16 protein-coding genes and 1 pseudogene are annotated in these 21,343 nt (G+C 57.4%); 16 read left to right on the top strand and 1 reads right to left on the bottom strand.

Annotated features, from left to right (window positions below; translation table 11 throughout):
* Positions 1–81 precede the first annotated feature (81 nt).
* The 11 genes and pseudogenes from coaBC (at position 82) to spoVM (ending at position 13,906) form a co-directional block, all read left to right on the top strand.
* The gene (gene coaBC, locus D3H35_RS07330) at positions 82–1,389 is read left to right on the top strand and encodes a bifunctional phosphopantothenoylcysteine decarboxylase/phosphopantothenate--cysteine ligase CoaBC (RefSeq protein WP_119148429.1); all 1,308 of its coding nucleotides are present in this window, start codon (positions 82–84) and stop codon (positions 1,387–1,389) included.
* The gene (gene priA / locus D3H35_RS07335; RefSeq protein ID WP_119148430.1) at positions 1,386–3,860 is read left to right on the top strand and encodes a primosomal protein N'; all 2,475 of its coding nucleotides are present in this window, start codon (positions 1,386–1,388) and stop codon (positions 3,858–3,860) included. Before coaBC ends, priA begins: the two co-directional genes overlap by 4 nt.
* Before the next feature lie 18 nt (positions 3,861–3,878).
* On the top strand, positions 3,879–4,373 hold the full coding sequence (gene def / locus D3H35_RS07340) for a peptide deformylase (protein WP_119148431.1): 495 nt from the start codon (positions 3,879–3,881) through the stop codon (positions 4,371–4,373).
* Positions 4,374–4,375: 2 nt separating this feature from the next.
* Positions 4,376–5,328: pseudogene (gene fmt / locus D3H35_RS07345) on the top strand (methionyl-tRNA formyltransferase).
* Between the two features lie 138 nt (positions 5,329–5,466).
* Positions 5,467–6,909, top strand: coding sequence for a 16S rRNA (cytosine(967)-C(5))-methyltransferase RsmB (gene rsmB / locus D3H35_RS07350; RefSeq protein WP_233567805.1), 1,443 nt, complete (start codon positions 5,467–5,469; stop codon positions 6,907–6,909).
* Positions 6,910–6,977: 68 nt separating this feature from the next.
* Positions 6,978–8,045 carry a dual-specificity RNA methyltransferase RlmN gene (gene rlmN / locus D3H35_RS07355; protein WP_119148432.1) on the top strand — a complete coding sequence of 356 codons (1,068 nt, stop codon included), beginning with the start codon at positions 6,978–6,980 and terminating at the stop codon, positions 8,043–8,045.
* A gap of 5 nt (positions 8,046–8,050) precedes the next feature.
* On the top strand, positions 8,051–8,818 hold the full coding sequence (locus tag D3H35_RS07360; RefSeq protein WP_119148540.1) for a Stp1/IreP family PP2C-type Ser/Thr phosphatase: 768 nt from the start codon (positions 8,051–8,053) through the stop codon (positions 8,816–8,818).
* Positions 8,815–10,878 (top strand): Stk1 family PASTA domain-containing Ser/Thr kinase, encoded by a 2,064-nt coding sequence (gene pknB / locus D3H35_RS07365; RefSeq protein WP_119148433.1) that lies wholly within the window; start codon positions 8,815–8,817, stop codon positions 10,876–10,878. Before D3H35_RS07360 ends, pknB begins: the two co-directional genes overlap by 4 nt.
* On the top strand, positions 10,878–11,783 hold the full coding sequence (gene rsgA / locus D3H35_RS07370) for a ribosome small subunit-dependent GTPase A (RefSeq protein WP_119148434.1): 906 nt from the start codon (positions 10,878–10,880) through the stop codon (positions 11,781–11,783). Before pknB ends, rsgA begins: the two co-directional genes overlap by 1 nt.
* Before the next feature lie 32 nt (positions 11,784–11,815).
* The gene (gene rpe, locus D3H35_RS07375) at positions 11,816–12,457 is read left to right on the top strand and encodes a ribulose-phosphate 3-epimerase (RefSeq protein WP_233567806.1); all 642 of its coding nucleotides are present in this window, start codon (positions 11,816–11,818) and stop codon (positions 12,455–12,457) included.
* Between the two features lie 1,368 nt (positions 12,458–13,825).
* Positions 13,826–13,906, top strand: coding sequence for a stage V sporulation protein SpoVM (gene spoVM, locus D3H35_RS07380; RefSeq protein ID WP_119148436.1), 81 nt, complete (start codon positions 13,826–13,828; stop codon positions 13,904–13,906).
* Positions 13,907–14,034: 128 nt separating this feature from the next.
* On the opposite strand, the gene rpmB is transcribed toward spoVM, so the two are convergent.
* Positions 14,035–14,223: a 50S ribosomal protein L28 gene (gene rpmB / locus D3H35_RS07385; protein WP_119148437.1), complete on the bottom strand. Its 189-nt coding sequence runs from the start codon at positions 14,221–14,223 to the stop codon at positions 14,035–14,037.
* Between the two features lie 202 nt (positions 14,224–14,425).
* Between rpmB and D3H35_RS07390 the strand changes: the two genes are divergently transcribed.
* From D3H35_RS07390 to D3H35_RS07410, 5 genes are all read left to right on the top strand, one after another.
* Positions 14,426–14,785: an Asp23/Gls24 family envelope stress response protein gene (locus D3H35_RS07390; protein WP_119148438.1), complete on the top strand. Its 360-nt coding sequence runs from the start codon at positions 14,426–14,428 to the stop codon at positions 14,783–14,785.
* 16 nt (positions 14,786–14,801) lie between these two features.
* Complete coding sequence (locus D3H35_RS07395) at positions 14,802–16,646, top strand: DAK2 domain-containing protein (protein ID WP_119148439.1); 1,845 nt, start codon at positions 14,802–14,804, stop codon at positions 16,644–16,646.
* Positions 16,647–16,677: 31 nt separating this feature from the next.
* Complete coding sequence (locus tag D3H35_RS07400) at positions 16,678–17,535, top strand: DegV family protein (RefSeq protein WP_119148440.1); 858 nt, start codon at positions 16,678–16,680, stop codon at positions 17,533–17,535.
* Between the two features lie 36 nt (positions 17,536–17,571).
* Positions 17,572–19,626 carry an ATP-dependent DNA helicase RecG gene (gene recG, locus D3H35_RS07405; protein ID WP_119148441.1) on the top strand — a complete coding sequence of 685 codons (2,055 nt, stop codon included), beginning with the start codon at positions 17,572–17,574 and terminating at the stop codon, positions 19,624–19,626.
* Positions 19,627–20,094: 468 nt separating this feature from the next.
* On the top strand, positions 20,095–21,333 hold the full coding sequence (locus D3H35_RS07410) for an MFS transporter (RefSeq protein WP_158593983.1): 1,239 nt from the start codon (positions 20,095–20,097) through the stop codon (positions 21,331–21,333).
* Positions 21,334–21,343 lie beyond the last annotated feature (10 nt).

Here is a 21,343-nt window from a genome sequence, read left to right on the forward strand (position 1 = left end):
AAATCGGGCGAACGGAGCGTCGATCAAACCTTTTCGATTAGTGAAGCAATGGGAGCCCTATATTCGCTGGGGGAGGATCTTATGGTAAAGCCGCTTGAGGGGAAAACGATATTGCTGGGCATAACGGGAGGCATCGCCGCTTACAAGGCGGCAACGCTGTGCAGCCGTCTCGTGTCGCTCGGCGCATCCGTACGGGTGATCATGACCGAAGGGGCGACGAAATTCATAGCGCCTCTGACGCTGCAGAGCTTGTCCCGTCATGCCGTGGCTACGGACGTCTTCGACGAGAGAGACCCGTCTATCGTCCAGCATATCGATTGGGCGGATTCGGCCGATCTGGCCGTCGTCGCCCCAGCTACGGCGAACGCGATCGCCAAGCTGGCGAACGGCATCGCGGACGATATGCTAAGCACGACGCTGCTTGCCATCACCGCACCGATTGTCGTCGCTCCGGCGATGAACGTTCATATGTGGGAGCACCCGGCCGTCATTGAGAACGTGAACAAGCTTGCGTCACGGGGAGTCCGGTTCGTGGAGCCGGGGACCGGACAATTGGCATGCGGCTACGTCGGCAAAGGACGATTGGCGGAGCCAGAAGAAATTGCGGCTTCGATCGTCGGTTTTTTGGCGCGTCCGAAGCCTCTGGCGGAGAAGCGCGTTCTTATTACAGCCGGCGGTACGATCGAGCGGATCGACCCGGTCCGTTACGTGACGAACGATTCGTCCGGCAAAATGGGCTATGCGTTCGCGGAAGCGGCGCGCGAGCTCGGCGCGGAAGTGACGCTCGTGTGCGCGCGTACGGACGGTCCGCCGCCCGGCGGCGTTGCGGTCGTGACCGCCGAGTCCGCCGAAGAGATGCTGGAGGCGGTCATGTCGCGATTAACCGAATCCGATTATATCGTGAAGGCGGCGGCCGTTGCGGATTATCGCCCTCTTCATCGTTTTGACGCAAAAATAAAAAAAAGCGCGGACACGCTCACTCTTGAACTCGTGAAAAACCCGGATATTTTGCAGACGATCGGCGAATGGAAGGCGGCGCGCCCTGCGGGAAGCCGTCCGTACGTCATCGGCTTTGCGGCCGAGACGAACGATCTGGAGAAGCATGCCTTGGACAAGCTGCATCGCAAAAAGTGCGATTTGATCGTCGCGAACGACGTATCGGCGGTTGGCGCCGGCTTTGGATCGGAGACGAACATCGTTAGCGTTTACGGTGCGGAAGGGCTCGTCGAGAACATCCCGCAGACGGCGAAAAGACTTGTTGCGGAACGAGTGCTCGCGATTGCAATCGATCGGGCAAATCGAGAGACGGCGGCGAGCGGGCTCAAGCAAGCAAGCCGCAACAGCGGCGCAGCTTCGGGGAGCCCGGCAGCCGAGGAGCCGCCACAATGACGATAGCAAGAGTGATTGTGGACGTGCCGAGCCGGGAAACGGATCGGCCGTTCGACTATAGCGTTCCCGATTCTCTGCGCGATTGGGTGGAGGTCGGCAGCCGCGTCGCCGTTCCTTTTGCCGGACGGACGCTGCAAGGCATCGTAGTCGCTCTTCCCGGCGACGCGGAAGTGGAGCTTAGCCGCTTGAAGGCGGTGTCGGACGTGCTCGACGCCGTTCCGCCTCTGTCGGAGGAGCTCGTCAAGCTCGGAGAGTGGATGAGCAGGCGATGGCTATGCCCGTTGACCGTCGCTTTTCAGGCGATGCTGCCTGCCGCCCTTAAAGGGCGAACGGAAAAATACGTCAGCGTGGCGGACGACGCTGTTTTCTCCGATGAGGAGCTGGCCGAAGCCGGCGCGCTTTTGCATGCGCTCCGCAAGGACTCCGCGACGCAGGCGAAGCTGTCCGCGCTGCTGACGAAGTTCCAAGGCAGCGGGGCGCATCTCAAAAGATGGCTCAAGCAAGGTCGGCTGATCGAGCGCCAGAAGGTTGAGAATCGACTTTCTGTGAAGACGGTGCTAACCGTTTTTCCGCGAGACGCCGATACGCTCGGCGCAGGCAAAGCCGATATTCCGGCCAGAGCGCGCAAGCAGCGGGAAGTGATCGAATGGCTTGAAGAGCATCCAGAGCCCATTGCGCTTCAGGAGCTCGCGGAGGCGGCGGGAACGACGGCTTCGACGATCCGTTCCCTTGAGGAACGGGGATTGCTTGAAATCCGCGGCGTTACCGAGGACCGCGATCCGTACGCGGATCGGGATTTTCCGGTGTCGTCGCCGCTTCCTCTGACACCGGCGCAAGCGACCGCTCTCGAACCGATCGCGTCGGCTATCGACGCAAAGGATCGCAAAGTGTTCCTGCTTCACGGCGTGACGGGAAGCGGGAAGACGGAAATTTATTTGCAGGCGATTCAGCAAGCTCTTTCGCTTGGGCGCGAAGCCATTGTCCTCGTGCCGGAAATCGCTCTTACCCCGCAAATGGTCGAACGGTTCAAAAGCCGATTCGGCGCAAGGGTAGCCGTGCTGCACAGCCGGCTTTCGCAAGGGGAGCGTTTCGACGAATGGCGCAAAATCAGGGAAGGACGGGCGCAGGTCGCCGTTGGAGCGCGATCCGCCGTCTTTGCTCCCTTTTCCAATATCGGATTGATCGTTATCGACGAGGAGCACGAAACCTCCTATAAGCAAGAGGAAAGTCCCAAATATCACGCCCGGGACGTCGCTATCGAGAGAGCGAGACTCAGCGGCGCAGCCGTCGTGCTCGGATCGGCGACCCCGTCGCTCGAAACGTACGAAGCCGCATTAAGCGGACGAGCGGGCCCGGATATTCCGCATTACATATCGCTGCCCGAGCGGGTAGCGGATCGACCGCTGCCGGGCGTAACGATCGTCGATATGCGCGAGGAGCTGAAGCTCGGCAACCGGGCGATGTTCAGCCGGGAGCTGGCGGATGCGCTGCGGGATCGGCTCGCCAAGGGCGAGCAGACGGTGCTGCTGCTAAACAGGCGCGGCTACGCGACGTTCGTCATGTGCCGCTCGTGCGGGCACACGGTGCAGTGTCCCCATTGCGATATTTCGCTCACCCATCACAAAGGGTCGGGCAATATGCGCTGTCACTATTGCGGCTATGCCGAGACGGAGCCGAAGACGTGCCCCGCCTGCCAAAGTCCGCATATCCGTTTTTTTGGGACGGGCACGCAAAAGGTCGAGGAGTCGCTCGCACATACTTTTCCCGGCATTCGGGTTATTCGGATGGATGTGGACACGACTTCGGAGAAAGGCTCTCACGAAAAATGGCTGACCGAGTTCCGCGAACGGCGGGCGGATGTGCTGCTAGGCACGCAAATGGTCGCCAAGGGACTCGATTTTCCATATGTAACGCTCGTCGGCGTTCTTGCGGCGGACGCCGCGCTGCGGCTCCCGGATTTTCGCGCCGCGGAGCGCACGTTCCAGCTGCTGACGCAGGTCGCGGGCCGAGCCGGGCGGCACGAGCTGCCGGGCGAAGTCATCATCCAGACTTACGATCCCGAGCATTCCTCCGTTGCATCGGTGCAAGGCCACGACTACGCGAAATTCACGGAGCAGGAGCTCTTCATCCGCAGCCAGCTCGGTTATCCGCCGTACGGACGCCTTATCGCGCTCACTTTTTCGCACGAATCGGTTCCGATGCTTCTGTCGGTAGGGCAGCGCTTCGCATCGGGACTGAAGGCCAAAGCCGCCGAATTGGGACTCGCGTCCACAGAGCTCGACGTGCTTGGGCCTGTTCCGTCGCCGATTCCTCGGCTGAAGGATCGCTACCGTTTTCAATGTATGGTAAAATATCGGGGAGAGCTCGCCGCTTCCGCTCTCGTCGCCGGCGTGCTGCAGGGGATGGGGGAAGCGGTGAAAAAAAGCGGAGTTCTTACGTCCGTAGACGTGGATCCGCAAATGATGCTGTGACAAAGGAATGATACGTTAATGTCCATTCGATTGATCGTAAAGCACCCCGACAACGTGCTTCGGGAACGCGCTCAGGAAGTGACGAAGTTCAACTCTAACCTGCACAAGCTGCTGGACGATATGGTAGATACGATGTACGAAGCGGACGGCGTCGGCTTGGCCGCCCCCCAGGTCGGCATTCTGAAACGTGTTATCGTCGTTGATTGCGGCGATGAGCACGGAGGGCTGATCGAGCTGGTCAACCCCGAATTCGTCAACGGAGAGGGAGAGCAGTTCGGACCCGAAGGGTGTCTCAGCATTCCCGGCTTGCAAGGCGACGTGCGCCGCTACAACAAGGTTGTCGTCAAAGGGCAGGATCGCAACGGCCAGCCGGTTCAGTACGAGGGAACCGAGCTGCTTGCCCGCGCTTTTTTGCATGAAATCGACCATTTGAACGGCGTATTGTTCATCGATCTCGCCGAATCCGTCTACGAAGCCCGGAAGCCCTCGGATGAGGAAGAGGAAGGAAAGTAAACATGCGCGTATTGTTCATGGGAACGCCGGATTTCGCCGTTCCTTCTTTGGCTGGACTGCTTGACGCAGGCTATGAAGTGGTCGCCGTCGTTACCCAGCCCGACCGGCCCAAAGGCCGCAAGAGAGAGCTGACCCCTCCCCCAGTTAAGGCGTTCGCGCTTGAACGGGGCTTCCCGTGCTGCAGCCGGAGAAGCTGCGCGCGCCGGAAGCGGTGGCGGAAGTAGCGGCTTTGCGTCCCGATCTGATTGTGACGGCTGCGTACGGCCAAATACTGCCCAAGTCCGTGCTCGATTTGCCGCAACACGGCTGTCTTAACGTTCACGGCTCGCTGCTTCCCGCCTATCGCGGCGGAGCGCCGATCCAACGGTCGATTATTAACGGGGAAAAGGTTACCGGAGTTACGCTTATGTATATGGCGGAAGGTCTCGACACCGGGGATATGATCGCAAAAGTGGAAGTGCCGATTACCGACGAGGATACGGCGGGCACGATGTTCGGGAAGCTGAGCGTTGCCGGAGCGGCGCTGCTGCTCGAATGGCTGCCGCGCATCATAGAAGGAAGCGCTCCGCGCGTCGCTCAGGACGAGGCGCTCGCCACTTACGCGCCAAATTTGTCCCGGGACGACGAGCGGCTCGATTGGAGCGTCGACGCGCGCGCGGTGTTCGACCGAGTGCGGGGGCTTAATCCGATGGCCGGCGGCTTCACCTATTTGAACGGCGAAGTGTTCAAAGTATGGGGCGCCCGCATTCCGCAAGGCTCGGATACGATGATGCGGCCGGAATGGCAGTCGCTCGTTCCCGGTTCGGTGCTGGAGACGGGAGCGTTCGGCATTCGCGTGCGGACGGGCGATGGAAGCGTCGTCTTGACCGACGTGCAGCCGGCCGGCAAAAAAGCGCTGTCCGCGACGGAGTTCGCCCGGGGCGCGAGGCTGGCTTCCGGCACGATTCTCGGATAGAACGAAGGAGCACCCTATTGATGTTAAGCGAATGGCGGCAACATTTGCCGCTATTTTCATTTATATAGGCATTGAAGCGGCTCGCGAATATTGAAAATGTTCGTCCAGGACATACTTTGGAAAAAAAGGGGGATTGGCGTGTCCGATTCAAAGACGACGCATAAAACGCATAAACGTAAAACCGGAACGGCTGCCCAACCGGCGGCGACTCGCAAGCCGAAAGGGCCGCGCGAGGTCGCCATGGACATTCTGAAGCGGATCGACACCGACGGAGCATACAGCGGCCTGGAATTGAACAAAGCGCTGTCGGCATCGGGAATGTCGCGCCAGGATGCGGCGCTCGCCACGGAAATCGTGTATGGAACGATCCAAAGGCTCGCGACGATTGACCGCGTGCTTGAGCAAAAAGTAAAAGGCTGGCCATCCAAGGTCGAGCCATGGGCGCGAAGCTTGCTGCGGCTTAGCTATTATCAGCTGCGCTGGCTGGATCGCGTTCCCGCTCACGCCGTCGTGGACGAGGCGGTTCGGCTTGCGAAAAAGCGCGGACATGCCGGAATTGCAGGCCTAGTCAACGGCGTATTGCGCGGGGTGCTTCGCGATGGCGTCGTTCAGCCGTTGCCTGCGAATCTTCCTCCAGCCGAGAGGATCGCTTTGGAGCATAGCTATCCCGGATGGATGGTTGAGCGATGGATCGCCGACTACGGAGCGGAGATAGCGGAAGCGATCTGCGCTGCCGGCAACGTGCCGCCGCATGCGTCGGCGCGCGTCAACCGGCTTCGTACGAATCGGGACGACTTGCTCGCCTCCATGAAGGAGGCCGGCGTCTATGCCGGTGAATCGCCGGTTTCGCCGGACGGGATTATCGCTACTCGCGCGGGCAGTCTCGTCAGCACGGATTGGTTCAAGGAAGGTCAATTGTCGATTCAGGACGAGAGCTCCATGCTCGTGGCGGCCGTCGCCGACCCTCGTCCCGGGATGGCGGTGCTCGACTGCTGCGCGGCGCCGGGCGGCAAATCGATGCATTTGGCCGAGCGGATGGAAAACCGCGGGGACGTGTTCGCGAACGACGTTCATCCGCACAAGAAGGCATTGATCGACGAGCAAGCGGAGCGCCTTGGTCTTGGAATCGTTAGAACGATGACAGGAGACGCGAAGGAGCTTTCTCTCGTCCTGCCTACGGAATCGATGGATATCGTTCTGCTCGATGCTCCGTGCTCGGGACTTGGCGTCATTCGGCGGAAGCCGGAAATCAAGTGGAACAAGCAACCGCAGGATGTGGAAAGCCTATCCGCGCTTCAAGGCGAATTGCTCCAGAGCGTTCGGGCTCTCGTAAAGCCAGGCGGCACTCTCGTATATAGCACATGCACGGTAGCGAAGGAAGAGAATGAGCGGGCGATTCGTTCCTTTTTGGAGAGGAATCCGGAGTTTTCGCTCGATCCCGATTGGCCGGAGGAGGTTTTGCGGCCTTTGCGTCAAGCGGAGGGCGTGCTGCCGCAGCCTTTTGAAGGAATGCTTCAAATTTTGCCGCATCAGTTCGGAAGCGACGGCTTTTTCATCGCGAGAATGAAGCGGCGGGCTTAACGGCGAGCCCAACTTCCTGCCGGGAGGTCATTATGGTAAAATAGATCGAATGGTGGTGAGCAAGCTTAATGAAAAAAGAAATTAAACCCGAGAAACCTTTTATTTACGACTACACGCTGGAACAACTCCAGGACTGGATTAAAGAACAAGGGGAGCCCGCTTTTCGCGCGGGTCAAATTTTCGACTGGCTCTACGTGAAGAGAGTGAGCTCGTTCGACGAGATGACCAATCTTCCCAAGCCGCTCCGCGAGAAGCTGGAGGCGGGCTTCGGCTTTGTGACGCTGACGGAAATCACTCACTTCCGTTCCAAAGACGGGACGGTCAAATTCTTGTTCGGCTTGCACGACAATCATGCGATCGAGACGGTTATCATGCGTCATAACTACGGCAACAGCGTATGCGTAACGACGCAAGTAGGCTGCCGGATCGGCTGCACGTTCTGCGCGTCCACGCTGGGCGGGCTGAAGCGCAGTCTGACGGCCGGAGAAATCGTCGCCCAGGTCGTCAAAGCCCAACAGCTGCTCGATCCGGAAAACGAACGGGTATCGAGCATCGTCATCATGGGAATCGGCGAGCCTTTTGAAAACTACGAAGCGACGATGACATTTCTTCGGAACATGATTCATCCGAAAGGACTCAACATCGGGCAGCGGCATATTACCGTCTCGACGAGCGGAATCGTGCCCAACATTCGCCGATTCGCGGAAGAGGATACGCAGATCAATCTGGCGATTTCGATCCACGCGCCTAACGACGCTCTGCGTTCGAAATTGATGCCGGTCAATAGAAGATTTCCGTTCGAGGACGTCATCGACGCTTGCAAGTATTATATCGAGAAGACCGGACGTCGGATTACGTTCGAATATGCTCTCATCGGCGGCGTCAACGACCGGGCCGAGCACGCGGAAGAGCTGGCCGACGTACTGAAGGACATGCTGTGCCACGTGAACCTCATACCGGTTAACTACGTGCCGGAGCGGGATTACGTGCGCACTCCTCGCGACGATATTTTCGAGTTTCAACGCATTATGCAAAAAAAGAACGTCAATTGCACGATTCGCAGAGAGCAGGGGCATGACATCGCGGCTGCCTGCGGGCAGTTGAGAGCGAAGCATATGGAAGCTACGACGGGGTGATCGGTGTGAATACGGCGCTATTGACTCATGTTGGACGGGTCAGGCAGATGAACGAAGACAGAGCTTGGAGCGGCCGGCTGTCCGAAGGATTGACGGCGGTTATCGTGGCGGACGGCATGGGAGGACACCGCGCGGGCGACGTAGCGAGCGGTCTCGCGGTAGACAGCCTGTCGGAGTCGTTGAAGCTATGGGACGCGGCATGGTCCGAGGAAGAAGGAACGGCCAATGTCCGCCTGATGATTCGCAAGGCAAACGAAGCCGTGTACGAGACGGCGTCCCTGAACGAGAAATACCATAACATGGGGACGACCGTCGTTCTCGCCGTTCTGACGGAACAGGCAGGCTGGATCGGACATATCGGGGACAGCCGCGCTTATCGGCTGCGCGACGGAGAGCTGGAGCAATTGACCGAGGATCACACTCTCGTGAACGAGCTGACGAAAACCGGGCAGATCAGTCCGGAGGAAGCGGCTCACCATCCCCGTCGCAACGTGCTCACGCGAGCGCTTGGCACCGATCGCGATGTGCCGGCGGATGTGAGAACGATAGACTGGCGTCCCGGCGACAGGCTCATGCTGTGCAGCGACGGTCTTAGCGGACTGGTTGCGAAGCCGTTGTTGGAAGAGACGCTAAAGCAAGCGGACGTGCCGCTCGATCGACTGGCCGAGCAGCTTGTCGAGATGGCGCTAGAGGCCGGCGGAGACGACAACATTACCGTTGTGCTCGTTGGGGACGTCAAGGCGCCTAACGCCGCAGAAGGGGGAACGGCATGATCGGACATACGCTCGTCGGACGTTACGAACTGCTGGCCCGGGTAGGCGGCGGCGGAATGGCGCTCGTCTACAAGGCGAAGGACATCTTGCTTAACCGGTTTGTCGCGGTCAAGGTGCTGCGCCAGCAATTCATGCACGACGAAGATTTCGTGAAGAGATTTCGGCGCGAAGCGCAAGCGGCGGCATCCCTCTCTCACCCGAATATCGTCAGCATCTACGACGTAGGCCAAGAAGAGGATACGCATTACATCGTCATGGAATACATAGACGGTGCCAATTTGAATGAAATCATCCGCGATAGGGCGCCGCTCCAGGTAGAAGAAGCGGTGCGCATTGCTTCGCAAATCTGCGACGCTTTGGATCACGCCCACCATAATCAAATTATTCATCGCGATATTAAGCCTCACAATATTTTGATCGGCAACAACGGTCGCGTGAAGGTGACGGACTTCGGCATTGCCCGTGCCGTGACGTCGTCGACGATTACCCAGACGGGCTCGGTTGTCGGCTCCGTTCACTATTTTTCTCCGGAGCATGCCAAGGGCGTCGCGACGGGGGAAAAATCCGATATCTACTCGCTCGGCATTGTGCTGTATCAGATGCTGACCGGAAGATTGCCATTTTTGGGCGAGAGCCCGATCAGCGTCGCTCTCAAGCATTTGCAAGAGCCGTTCGAGCAGCCGCGCAAAGTGAATCCGCACATTCCGCAAAGCGTGGAAAACGTCATACTCCGCGCTATGCGCAAAAACCCGCAGGAACGCTATTCTTCGGCAAGCCGAATGCTGGCCGATCTGGAGACGTGCCTTCAGCCGCAGAGGATTAACGAGCCGGCGGTTCAGTTCGACAGCGACGACGAGGAGGAAGAGAAGACCCGGGTCATTCCGGCAATCCGTTCCGACATGCGCAGTTCGCTCGACAGTCAGACGATCGTGAGCGGCAATTCCCAAAATCAATGGAATTCCGACGGGCTTGAGGAGGAGCGGAAAAAGCGCTGGGTGCTCCCGACGGTGCTGGGCGTTCTGGCGGCGCTGTTGATCGCGGTGCTCGTCTGGGCCGTGTTCGCGCTTAAGGAACAGCTGACTCCCGCGGACGTCGTTCCGCCTACCGTCATCGGAAGCACAGAAACGGAGGCGCGGGCCGCTCTCGAAGCGAAAGGCTTCGTCATCCAGGAGCCTACGATTTATCAGGCGAACAAAGACGTTGCCAAGGATTTGGTCATCGATCAGTCGAAGAAGGATATTCCGATTAAGGAAGGCTCCTCCATTCAATTGACTGTCAGCACCGGCCCGGATTTGCCTGTCATACCTAAGCTTACCGGCAAAACCTATGAGGACGCCGTCGAGGAGCTGAAGCTGCTAGGCATTGCCGAAGACAGCATTCATAAAAAAGAAGCCTACGACAGCAGCGAGCCGGGAACCGTTCTGGAGCAATCCATCGAGCCGGACGCAACGTTCGATCAAGAGAAGGGCGACGAAATTACGCTGACGGTAAGCAAGGGCAAAGAGGAATTCGCGATGCCGAACCTGATCAACAAGAGCGAGAGCGAAGCCCGTGCCGAAATTCAGAAGAACGATCTGAAGCTTCCGGACAAGAACGTATTCCGCGAGCCGAGCTACGCTGCGCCGAAAGGGAAAGTGTTTAAGCAATTCCCGGCCGAGCAGAACGAGACGGTGTCCGCCGGAACGGAAGTGTCGATCTGGATCAGTACCGGCTATCCTCCGGAAGCGAAGGAGAAGTCATGGGAAGTGACGGTTCCTCCGGCCGAGGAAGGCAAAGAGAGCACGATACGGATTTTGTACTCCGACGCCCGGGGCGATAACATCGAGTGGGGAACGCCGCGCAAAATCAAAGCGGTGACGACTTTCCCGATCAAGCTCATCTTGTCTCCCGATAAGTCCGGACAAATTACGGTTTACCGCAATAACGAATACCTCGACAGAATTCCGGTTCCTTACAACGACGTTCCGGCCGCCAGCACCATCGAGCCGCCGTCTCCCGCTCCGAATGACGGGGGCGGAGAGTCCGAATCGCCGGTCGTTGAAGACCAGGGGACGGATTGATGCCGACAGGAACGATTATGAAGGCGCTCAGCGGTTATTATTACGTCAAGGGCGACGATAGCGGCGAGACGCTGCAATGCAGAGCGAGAGGGATCTTCAAGAAACGAGGGCAGTCGCCGCTCGTAGGGGATCGGGTCATATTTGAAGAGACGGAAAACGGAGAAGGGACCGTGGACGAAATTTTGCCGCGGGATAGCGCCCTGATTCGTCCTCCCGTTGCTAACGTGGATTTGGCGGTTCTCGTATTCTCGGTCGTAAGGCCGGAATTGAACATCCAATTGCTGGACAAATTTCTCGTTCATATCGAGCATGAGAGGCTTGACGCTCTTCTGGTGTTTACGAAGCTGGATCGCATTCCGGACGACGAAGACGGAGAACGCATACGCCGTGACGTGGAAGCGGCTCGCGAGTTGTACGAATCCATCGGATATGATGTGCTGCTGACAAGCGCTCATCAGGGGGAAGGGATCGAGGAGCTGCGGCAGCGGCTTGCCGGCCATATTGCCGTTTTTGCAGGTCAATCGGGAGTCGGCAAATCGTCTCTCGTCAATGCGCTCGTTCCTGGACTTACGCTGGAGACGGCCGAGATCAGCGACAAGCTCGGACGCGGCAAGCATACGACCAGGCATGTCGAGCTCGTGTCCGTGAACGGCGGAGGCATCGTCGCCGATACTCCCGGTTTCAGCCAGCTCGATTTCGCGGAGCTTGGCATCGATGAGATCGGATCCTGCTTTCGAGAGTTCCGGCGATTGGCGGACGGCTGCAAATTTCGCGGCTGCTCGCATACCCATGAGCCGAATTGCGCGGTTCAAGACGCGTTCGGGCGGGGAGAAGTATCGGCAAGTCGCTACGAGAATTACAAAAGCTTCATGACGGAGTGGAAAGAGATTAAGCGGAGGTACTGAACATTGAAAAAGCTTACTATCGCCCATCCATATTGGCTTCGGATTTTTCGCGGCTTGGCGAAGAAATCCGGAGTATTGAAGAAGCAGGCGCGGATTGGATTCACATCGATATTATGGACAACCACTTTGTCCCGAATCTCACGTTCGGACCTCCGATCGTATCGATGATTCGTCATGTGACGAAGCTGCCGTTCGACGTTCATCTTATGGTAGAGCGTCCGGAGACACTGTTCCCGGCGCTTGCCGAAGCAGGAGCGGATCGGATTACGGTGCATCCCGAGGCTTGCGTCCATCTCCATCGAACGCTTGCGTCCATTCGGGAGCTCGGCATCAAGGCGGGGGTGGCGCTTAATCCGCATACGCCTTTGAATGTCCTCGAGTATATGCTGGACGAGATTGATCTCGTTCTTATTATGACGATTAATCCCGGCTTTGGCGGGCAGGCGTTTTTGCCTTCGATGCTCCCTAAGCTTCGTCAACTGCGCGAGCTGTTGGACAAGCACGGACGTAACGATATTCATATTCAAGTGGACGGCGGCATTAACGCCGAGACGGCGGCGCTCGTGACGGATGCGGGTGCGAACTCGCTCGTCGCCGGTACGTTCATCTTCGGCAAACAGGATCGCGCCGCGGCGATCTCCGCTTTGCGCGCCGCTTCAAAAGTTGCGCAATAAACGAAATCGGCCCTCTTCGGAGGGGCCGATTTTCGTTTGCGGCGTTAGGCGTACTTTGCAGGTAAAGTTAACGGTTAATCGTCGATGTAGGCAAATAGCCAGGTAATGTTGGGCTGCATTGGCGGATGGGCGTCGCGGCGGGCGAATAGCCAGGTATTGTTGGGCTGCATTGGCGGATGGGCGTCGTAGTGGGCGAATAGCCGGGTATTGTTGGGCTGCAGAGGCGGATGGGCGTCGCGGTGGGCAAATAGTCAGGTATTGTTGGGCTGCAGAGGCGGATGGGCATCGCGGCGGGCGAATAGCCAGGTATTGTTGGGCTGCATTGGCGAATAAGCGTCGCTGTAGGCAAATAGCCAGATATTGTTGGGTTGCGTGGTCGGATGAGCGTCGTAGTGGGCAAATAGCCAGGTATTGTTGGGCTGCATTGGCGGATGGGCGTCGTAGCGGGCGAATAGCCAGGTAATGTTGGGCTGCAGAGGCGGAAGTGCGTCGCGGCGGGCGAATAGCCAGGTAATGTTGGGCTGCAGAGGCGGAAGTGCGTCGTAGTGGGCAAATAGCCAGGTATTGTTGGGCTGCAGAGGCGGATGGGCATCGCGGTGGGCAAATAGCCAGGTATTGTTGGGCTGCAGAGGCGGATGTGCGTCGCGGCGGGCAAATAGCCAGGTATTGTTGGGCTGCAGAGGCGGATGGGCATCGCGGCGGGTGAATATCCAGGTATTGTTGGGCTGCAGAGGCGGATGGGCGTCGCAGTGGGCGAATAGCCAGGTAATGTTGGGCTACAGAGGCGGATGGGCGTCGCGGCGGGTGAATAGCCGGGTATTGTTGGGCTGCAGAGGCGGATGGGCATCGCGGCGGGTGAATAGCCGGGTAATGTTGGGCTGCAGAGGCGGATGGGCGCCGTAGTGGGCAAATAGCCAGGTATTGTTGGGCTGCAGAGGCGGATGGGCGTCGCAGTGGGCGAATAGCCAGGTAATGTTGGGCTACAGAGGCGGATGTGCGTCGCGGCGGGCAAATAGCCAGGTATTGTTGGGTTGCATTGGCGGATGGGCGTCGTAGTGGGCGAATAGCCAGGTAATGTTGGGCTGCAGAGGCGGATGTGCGTCGCGGCGGGCAAATAGCCAGGTATTGTTGGGTTGCATTGGCGGATGGGCGTCGTAGTGGGCGAATAGCCAGGTAATGTTGGGCTGCAGAGGCGGATGTGCGTCGTGGCGGGTGAATTGCCAGGTATTGTTGGGCTTACAGAGGAGGATGGGCATCGCGCTTCTCCGGTAAGCGCCCTTTTTTCCGCGCGCTGGCATAGGACAACATGAAAACCGCATACAAATGAATCATCAGCGACGGCGGTGAAGTCGGAGGAGGGATGGGACGATGAAATTTTATACCATCAAGCTGCCGAAGTTTCTGGGCGGTTTCGTCAAAGCGATCTTGAACACCTTCAACAAAAATTAACCCCCCCGCCTATGAGAGCCGGTTGCTTGAAGCCATCCACAGGCGGCGAGCCGGCAACGGCCGCTGCACACATAACAAAAAGCACCTGGAAGCCAGGTGCTTTTGTCATGGCCGCTATGCGGCTGATCTTATACGCGCGTCACTTTGCCGGATTTCAGGGCTTTGGTGCTCACATATACGCGTTTTGGCTTGCCGTTCACCAGAATGCGTACTTTTTGAACGTTAACCCCCCAAGAACGGCGGGTATGGTTGTTGGCGTGAGAAACGTTGCTGCCGGATCCCGGTTTCTTTCCCGTGATATAACATTTGCGAGACATTACATTCCACCTCCCTGCCACGACCTTGCAAACACCACATAATCATAGCACAGCGCATAAGTTATTTGCAACGGTTTATCCGGATCGAAAACGCATCGGAGAGAGAAAACGACTTCGATATCCGTTAATGTCTTCATTCCGTCAAATTTTTATAGTACAATGAACTATAGCCCATAATACAGGCATAAAGGAGTGAATTTCCATGCCCATACAGCTGGCGACGGAAAACGGAAAAATAGACGTGGCGGATCAAGTAGTCTCCGTCATTGCCGGTTCGGCGGCTTTGGATTGCTACGGATTGGTGGGCATGGCTTCGCGCAAAGGCCTGAAGGACGGCATTGCGGAGCTGCTCGGCCGGGAAAATTTGTCAAGAGGCATCGAAGTGCGGCGGGAGGGCGAGCAGGTTCATCTGGACTTGTACGTCATCGTCAGCTACGGAACGAAAATTTCCGAAGTCGCCCACAATATTCAATCCAAAGTAAAGTATGTATTGGACGAGGTCGTCGGCCTTAAGGTGGACGACGTTAACATTTATGTTCAGGGCGTACGCGTAAATCGGTAGGGAGGGGAAACCAGCATTGAGCAAACGCTTCTTGAACGGAAACGAATGGGCGGCGATGGTGTTCGCGGGCGCCGAGAGGCTATCCGCGAACGCGGAGCGCGTCAACGCTCTTAACGTATTCCCGGTTCCGGATGGGGATACAGGCACGAATATGAATTTAACGATGTCGGCCGGAAGCGCCGAATTAACGAATAGACCTTCGGAGGAAGTCGGCAAGGCTGCCGAAGCGCTGTCCAAAGGTCTTCTTATGGGCGCACGAGGCAATTCCGGCGTTATTTTGTCGCAATTGTTCCGCGGATTCGCACGTGCCGTGGCAGGTCAACGCGAACTTACCGTGCCCTTGTTCGCGACTGCTTTGCAGCAAGGAGTTGATACCGCTTACAAAGCTGTCGTGAAGCCGGTCGAAGGCACTATTCTTACCGTCGCCCGGGAGGCGGCGCGTCACGGGACAGCGGCTTCCCGGCGCACGGACGACTTGGTTGAATGGATGACCGAGGTACTCGACAAAGCTTCGGAGACTCTCGCGCGCACGCAGGAGATGCTTCCGGTGTTGAAGCAGGTCGGAGTCGTCGATTCCGGCGGCCAGGGACTTGTGTATATTTACGAAGGGTTCGTCGCTTATTTGAGCGGCAGCGCGGAATTCCCGGCTGCGGGTTCGCCTTCAAGCTCTGCATCGCTGCCGATCGCACCGGAACCGCCCGCGAGGACGGCGACGGTTCATGCTGTTCGCGATCCTCGCTCTTCCGCCCAAGCGAAGCTGGAGACGGAGAGTATCGAGTTTCCTTATGATATGGAGTTTTTCATCCGCAAATTTCCCGGCGCTGCGTTTCCGGAGCAGAAATTTCGTCAGGCGCTCGAACGAGACGGCGATTCGATCATTCTGATCGACGACGGCGATATCGTAAAGGTTCATGTCCACTCCAGACGTCCTGGTGACGTGCTTAACTATGCGTTGGCGCACGGCGATTTGACTGATCTTCATATTCTTAACATGCAGGAACAGCATCGAGAGCTTCTGCGTCCATATGGGGAAACGCCGGCAGCTGCTTCTCAGCAGAAGGCAACGGCTATCATGCCCGAGATGTATGAGGCGCTCGGCTTGGAGGCGGCATCCGGTATTTCGGTCGCCGGTTATTCCGCTTCCGGAGTCGTCGCTTCGCCGGAGAGCGAGCCGAATCCGGACGTCCATGAGCTTGCGGATTACGGAGTTGTCGCCGTAAGCGTCGGAGAAGGCAATGCGGAGCTGTTCCGCAGCTTGGGCGTCGACGTCGTCCTGTCCGGCGGACAGAGCATGAATCCGAGCACGGAAGATTTGATTGGGGCGGTTCAGTCGCTTGCGGCTCAACGCATCTTTCTGCTGCCGAACAATCCGAACATCGTGCTGGCGGCCAAGCAGGCGGCCGAATTGGCGGATCGCCCGGTGACCGTGCTGCCGACCCGCACGATTCCGCAAGGAATGGCGGCGATGCTGGCGTTCGAGGAGAACGACCCGGAGACCATCAACATCGAACGTATGACGAAAGCGAGCGAGCGGGTGCTGACCGGCCAGATTACGATAGCGGTTCGCGATACGGTCATGGACGGAGTGGACATCCGGGAAGGGCAGTATATCGGCATTTTGGACAAAACGATCATCAACGCGGCGTCGACGAAAGAAGAGGCTAGCCGGCAGTTGTTGGCGAAGATGCTAGAGTCCGGATCCGGCGGCGAAATCGTCACGATTTTGAAAGGCGAGGATGCGGACGGGGAAGAGGCGGAGCTTCTGGCGACCTGGATCGAGGAAAATTACCCCGATGCGGAGGTCGAGGTTCATGACGGCGGCCAGCCGTTGTACCCGTTCCTATTCGCGGTTGAACCCTGAACTTTGAATTCATAGAACGGAGGACGATTAGGTGGCGGACATCGCTCTCGTAACCGACAGCACGGCCGATATTCCTCTCGAGATTCGCGAAAAATACGGAATCTCGATGGTTTCTTTGAAAGTGCTGTTTGGCAACGAGTCTTACTTGGACAACATCGAGCTTTCTCCGGCGCAATTTTACGAAAAGCAGCGATCGTTCGCAGGATTGCCGACGACATCGCAGCCTTCGCCCGCCGAATTTTACGAGCATTTCAAACGGTTGACGGACGAAGGGAAGACGGTTATCTCCATTCATCTGTCATCGGCGTTGAGCGGCACTTACCAGTCCGCGACAATCGCCAAATCCATGCTCGACGACGAGAACGCGGACGTGACGGTCATCGATTCGAGATCGGCTTCTTACGGCTACGGAATGTTGGTCGTCAAAGCGGCCGAAATGGCGAGTCGAGGAGCGGGCAAGGATGAGATCGTCGCCGAGGTGGAGAGGCTGCGGCGGGAGCTGCGACTGTTTTTTCTTGTGGACACGCTTGAGTTTCTTCAGAAAGGCGGCCGAATCGGCAAAGCTTCCGCGGTGCTTGGCACTCTTTTGAACATCAAGCCGATTTTGTCGATCGACGACGAAGGATATGTCACCCCGATCGAGAAGGTGCGCGGCTTGAAAAAAGCGATGGGACGGATCGCGGAGCTGATCGAGACGGATTTGGGACGAGCGTCGCTCGACGTGATCGTGGCTTTGACTCCGGGCCGCGACGAAGGCGCGAAAGAGATGGCGGCTCTGTTGAAAGAGCGGCTGAACGTCCGGAGCTTATTGTTCACCGAGATCGGTCCGGTTATCGGAACCCATGCCGGTCCCGGTACGATCGGATTGTTCGTCACTCCCGCAACATAGAGGGGAATATATCCGCAAAGATTTGAGGTTGGGATCATGTCTGACGACTTGTTCGCCATCCCCGTTGCGAAACTTCAAGGCGTGGGCTCCCGGAAAGCGGAGGAGCTGCACGCCTTGGGCGTTTTCACGGTCGGCGATTTGATCGATTATTATCCTTTCCGGTACGAGGATTATCGGATTCGCGCTCTTCACGAGGTGAAGGACGGCGAGAAAATAACGGTGCTGGGCACAATTGCCGCGATGCCGACGCTGCAACGATACGGACGGACGGCGAGGCTCATGTGCCGGGTGATGGTGGAGGGGCTGCTGCTGACGGCCGTCTGGTTCAACCGGGCGTTCCTGAAGGAGCAGCTTACGCCGGGCAGGGACATTATGCTTACCGGCAAATGGGATCAGCGGCGCCGGCAATTGACCGTAGCGGAATCCGAATTTCCGGATCGCGCCGGACAAGCGAAGTCCGGTACGCTGCAGCCGGTCTATTCCGTCGGAGGGGACATCACGCAAGCTTGGATTCGCAAGACGATCGACAAGGCGCTGACGCAGTACGGGGCTCTCATTCCGGAGCTGCTTCCGGCGGACATCGTCGCGAAGCATGATTTGATCCCCCGCCGCGAGGCGGTCATCCGCATTCATCGCCCCGAAAATTCGCAGGAGGGGCAGGAAGCGCGGCGTCGGATGGTGTACGAGGAGTTGTTCCTGTTCCAGCTCAAGCTGCAAGCGTACCGGGCGGCTAACCGCAAGCAGCCGGACGGCTTGGCGCACAAGGTAAACAACGACGAGATTCGCTCGTTCGTCGGGGCGCTTCCTTTTGAGCTTACGGCTTCGCAAAAGCAGGTTCTCAACGAAATTTTGCACGATATGAAGCAGCCGTTCGCCATGAATCGATTGCTGCAGGGAGACGTTGGGGCGGGAAAGACAATTGTCGCTGCGGTTGCGCTGTACGCGACGATTCGCGACGGCAACCAGGGCGCGCTCATGGTTCCGACGGAAATTCTTGCCGAGCAGCATACCCGTTCGCTAACGAAGCTCTTCGAGCCGTACGGCATCCAGATCGGCCTTCTTACCGGCAGCTTATCGGATCGCAAACGCCGCGATATTCTCGCCGCCCTCCAGATGGGTCTTATCGACATCCTCATCGGCACTCACGCCCTTATTCAGGAGGACGTTTTTTTCCGGCGGCTGGGATTGGTCGTAACGGACGAGCAGCACCGCTTCGGGGTTAATCAACGCGGTATTCTTCGGCGCAAGGGGCTCAATCCGGACGTGCTGACGATGACAGCGACGCCGATTCCGCGAACTCTGGCGATCACCGTATTCGGCGATATGGATGTATCGACGCTGCGAGAGCGGCCAAAAGGACGCAAGCCGATCAAAACGTATTGGGTCAAGCACGGTATGATGGACAGAGTGCTCGGTTTTATACGCCGGGAAGCGGAGGCGGGGCGGCAGACGTATTTTATTTGCCCGCTTATCGAAGAGTCCGAGAAGATCGACGTGCAGAACGCGATCGATTTGCACATTCAGCTGAAACAAGCGCTTCCCCAGCTCGGAATCGGATTGCTTCACGGTCGGATGACGGCAGCGGAAAAGGAAGCGGAGATGGGCGCATTCTCCGCGGGCGAAACGGACGTGCTTGTGTCGACGACGGTAATCGAAGTCGGGGTGGACGTGCCGAACGCAACCCTCATGATCGTAATGGACGCCGAACGTTTCGGGTTGTCACAGCTTCATCAACTGCGCGGCCGTGTGGGCCGGGGGGAGCATCAGTCCTACTGCGTACTTATTGCCGACCCCAAATCCGAGAACGGGCAAGAGCGGATGAAGGCGATGACGGATACGGACGACGGATTCGAAATTGCGAGACGGGATTTGGAGCTGCGGGGGCCGGGAGACTTTTTCGGAACGAAGCAGAGCGGGATGCCGGAATTCCGGCTTGCAAACCTTGTCGAAGATTTCGCCGTATTGGAGCAGGCTCGCGACGACGCGGCAGAGCTGACGAATCGGGAAGATTTTTGGTCGTCCTCGTCGTATGCGAGGCTGCGAGACTATTTGCAGCGGGAGCTTCGCGAGCAGAACGAGCCGATGGATTAAGAAGACAGCGCCCCAAATCGGCGCAATTAAAACCGTCTGGGAAAGAGTGAATTCCGGGCGGTTTTTCCATTTGTAAACGCTTTAATTCCGATTATTCTTATCGAAATAATAAGTGCAAACGATTTCGCAATTTTTTGTATTTCGACAATTTCCGCGAGACAAATATTTGAAATTCGTGTTAAGATGTCGATATTATGATTATTATTTAACAATATTTTAGCTAAAAGGAGTTGACAGCTACTTTTTTTCGCGTGTATTCTTCTTTGCTGGAGCCATTTTACTTGAGAGGGTGTTAGTAATGGAATTCGGACGGAATTTAGTGCAAACGTTTGAACTAAAAATGAGAGTGGCGAACCGTTTTTTTTCGAAAGCGGTTACATCGTTGTCATACCGGATAATTGCGACGATTGATCCGGTGCTTCGATGACCGACGCCTCCGTACACGTCGAAGCAGGAGCCGCCGCTCGAATGACGGAACAGGAGCCGCTCGGCAAAAAAATTCCATTATTTAGAAATAAAACTTTTATTTCAGTTTTTGCAGGTAATACTCTTTCAACGATGGGCGAAGGCTTCAATACGATTGCAATCGGCTACTGGGTACTGTCGACGACGGGCAGCGCCAAGGCGATGACGGCCGTCATGCTGCCGCAAATGATTCTGGGCTTGCTGCTCGGCACGATTGCCGGCACGTTGGCAGACCGAAAAAACCGCAGAACGATCATGCTGTCGATGGACTTGATTCGAGCGGTGCTCATGATCGGCGTTGCGGCCGTCGTATCCGGATCGTCAGGCTGGGGGATATGGGCGCTCGTGCCGCTGTTGACGCTCATAAACGCAGCGTCCCAGTTTCACAGTCCGGCGTTTCAATCGTCCTTGATTTACATCGTCGGCCAAGAGCAAGTCGGCCGCGCTACCGGCCTGATGCAGGTGACCGATACGCTGGCCCGTCTGGGAGGACTAGCCCTCGGAGGATGGACGGTTGCGGCGTTTGGGGGGCCGGCGGCCGTTACCGTAGTCGGCGCAATGTTCGCATTGTCCGCTCTTTGCGTCATGATAGCCGGGCCTTTTCCCATTCCGGCTGCGAAGTCCGACAACCGAAAAAGCTTTTGGACGGATCTCAGGCTCGGACTGGCGTTTATTCGCAAGCATCCTTTCGCTCGATCCGTGTCGCTGCTGCTGCCTTCCGTCATGATTTTTTTTACGGCGTCGATGATGCTGTTTCAGGTGATGGCCGTCACGGTCTGGCATGCCACTCCGAAGGAGTTCGGGCTGATGGAGGCGGCAATCCCGATCGGTTATGCGGGCGGCTCGGGCTTGATGTTGCTGCTAAACCGGCGCATGACAAGGCGCGGCTGGTGGATTGGCGTATCCGTATTGCTCGCGGGACCGAATCTGATTGTGATGTCCGCGATGCCCGATGTATTTTCCGCACTGCCGTTCGTCTTCTTGATCGGATTTATTTTGTCCGTCGGCACCGTGCTCGTCATGATCGCGCTGCGAACGGAGACGGCGGCGGAATTCCAGGGTCGCGTGTTCGGAGCCATCGGCTCGCTTACGAATTTGTCTACCCCGGTGGGCTTGGTGATGTCCGGCATTTTGTCGGATCGGTTCGGCGCCGATCGAATGCTTTTCCTCAACGGACTCGGCTTGACGGCAATCGGCTTATGCTGCATAGCCTTGCTTAAGCCCTTGAGGCAATACCGTTAAAACCAAATAT

It is taken from the genome of Cohnella faecalis, assembly GCF_003570905.1.
Classification (GTDB): Bacteria; Bacillota; Bacilli; order Paenibacillales; family Paenibacillaceae; genus Cohnella; species Cohnella faecalis.